The 1634-nt window shown below is 41.0% G+C and carries 3 protein-coding genes; all 3 read right to left on the bottom strand.

Annotated features, from left to right (window positions below; all coding sequences use genetic code 11):
• Positions 1-170: 170 nt before the first annotated feature.
• The 3 genes from JX312_RS13345 to JX312_RS14265 all read right to left on the bottom strand — a co-directional run bounded on the left by JX312_RS13345 (position 171) and on the right by JX312_RS14265 (position 1559).
• On the bottom strand, positions 171-878 hold the full coding sequence (locus tag JX312_RS13345) for a DUF4240 domain-containing protein (protein ID WP_204458405.1): 708 nt from the start codon (positions 876-878) through the stop codon (positions 171-173).
• A 37-nt stretch (positions 879-915) separates the two neighbouring features.
• Positions 916-1350, bottom strand: coding sequence for a T9SS type A sorting domain-containing protein (locus tag JX312_RS13350; RefSeq protein ID WP_204458406.1), 435 nt, complete (start codon positions 1348-1350; stop codon positions 916-918).
• A gap of 83 nt (positions 1351-1433) precedes the next feature.
• Positions 1434-1559 (bottom strand): hypothetical protein, encoded by a 126-nt coding sequence (locus tag JX312_RS14265; RefSeq protein WP_255563933.1) that lies wholly within the window; start codon positions 1557-1559, stop codon positions 1434-1436.
• Positions 1560-1634: the final 75 nt, after the last annotated feature.

The following is a 1634-nucleotide window of genomic DNA, read 5'->3' on the forward strand; positions in this document are numbered from 1 at the left end:
GAATTATCCAAATTTTCAATGTACTCTTTTGCGCTAAAAAATAAATATTTTTAAGCACGTGTTTTTATTAAAATTTCGGGTGTTTTGAATGACGTTTTTCGGAACATCAAACTGAACACCCTAGTAAATAAATCTGAATTCAACGGCAGTATCCTGAACAGATTGATGAATTAACGGCATTCGCCCCACCATCGGTCAAAAGTACGTGGACACACTTTGCGCATAGACTCTTCGTCTCCCTCTTCCCATTCGAACTCGATTTCAGGTAATTCCTCCTCCGGCATCCTGTATCCTTTTAAAGCACGGTAGTAATAGTCGCTGTCGTTGTTGCGTCTGTTGAGTATGTCCATAACGAGGTAATCCGCATCTTCGTCTGTGGGATCTTCATCTCTTCCATTTGCGAACACATCGCAGAGTGAATCCGCATTATTCAAGGCATTGTAGAACACGTCGCGACCTTGCGTGATAAGCCAGAAACGGAAATAGTCGAAACTGTCGTCGCTGCATCCACCGCGATAGATATATATGGCTGCCCAGAGATCCTGTCGGTATGATATTTTGCTGAAATGCTTCCACCAATACCTGAATCCGAACAGTTCATCGTCCGAAAGGGTAGACAATGTTTCATAGATGTTGCTGGAGGATCGTGAATTTCCGATCAACCCCCAGAACCGATCCTCTGTCATCAATGTGGAGGCATCTTTCTTTTCGGATTCCGGGATTTCAATTTCCGGCTCGCTGTCATAAGAAGCAGTCGGCTTGCTGTTGAAGGCAGGTTCGTATGCTTCAAATTTTTTATTGCCTTTTGTACGACAAAAGAAATTTTTCAATCTCTGAAATGGACCGATAGGTCGGTCATTACTGTAATTTGTTTTCATAATTATAAAGTATTGTTCATTCAACTGTCTTGGCTGACTATTCAGATTTTGTTATCTTCCATGCCTTGGATTCCGTTCCGTTAGTTACTACAAGTACATACACTCCTTTGGGAAGTTGACTTATATCCACTTCTGCATATCCCGTTATAGATAGTTGACTTTCCAGCACCATATATCCGGCAATGCTGTACATTGCAATCTTGTATTCACCCTGCAATTTCCGGTCTTTAGTGTTGATGTGTATCAGGTTTGAAGACTTGTCAGCGTTGATGGTTATCTCACTGTCGAGATTGTTGCCAGTCAGGAATTTCTGCATTTTCCTGTCTTGCGTGTTTACTTCCTGAATCGTGACAAGCTCCCTCCTGATGCGGTTTCCGGCATCATCGTAAGTGAACCGGATATGCTGCCCGTATCCGATATGCGAGGATATGCACAATAGAATAAAGAGTATCAGATGTTTCATGAATTTCATATTTAAATTGCTCCTAATTTATCTATGGTTTAAATTACTTCAATAATAACTGACAGCAGTTTTGATCATAGTTTTTTTGCATTTTACCGTTTTGTGAATAAAGAGCGGAGTCTGTCGAGCCATGATTGTTTTGTTTCGTAGTGGTAATCGTCAATGCCGACTATTGTCCCGACATTGAGTTTCGCCACTTTCGGTCTTTGAGAATTCATTTCACTAGTGTCTCTTAAAAAGTGTTAATCAAATTCGAGGTCAAGAGTTGGATGGCAATTTGCTATTTGTGCTGG

Source organism: Barnesiella sp. CU968 (assembly GCF_905219685.1).
GTDB classification, from domain to species: Bacteria; Bacteroidota; Bacteroidia; order Bacteroidales; family Muribaculaceae; genus Lepagella; species Lepagella muris_A.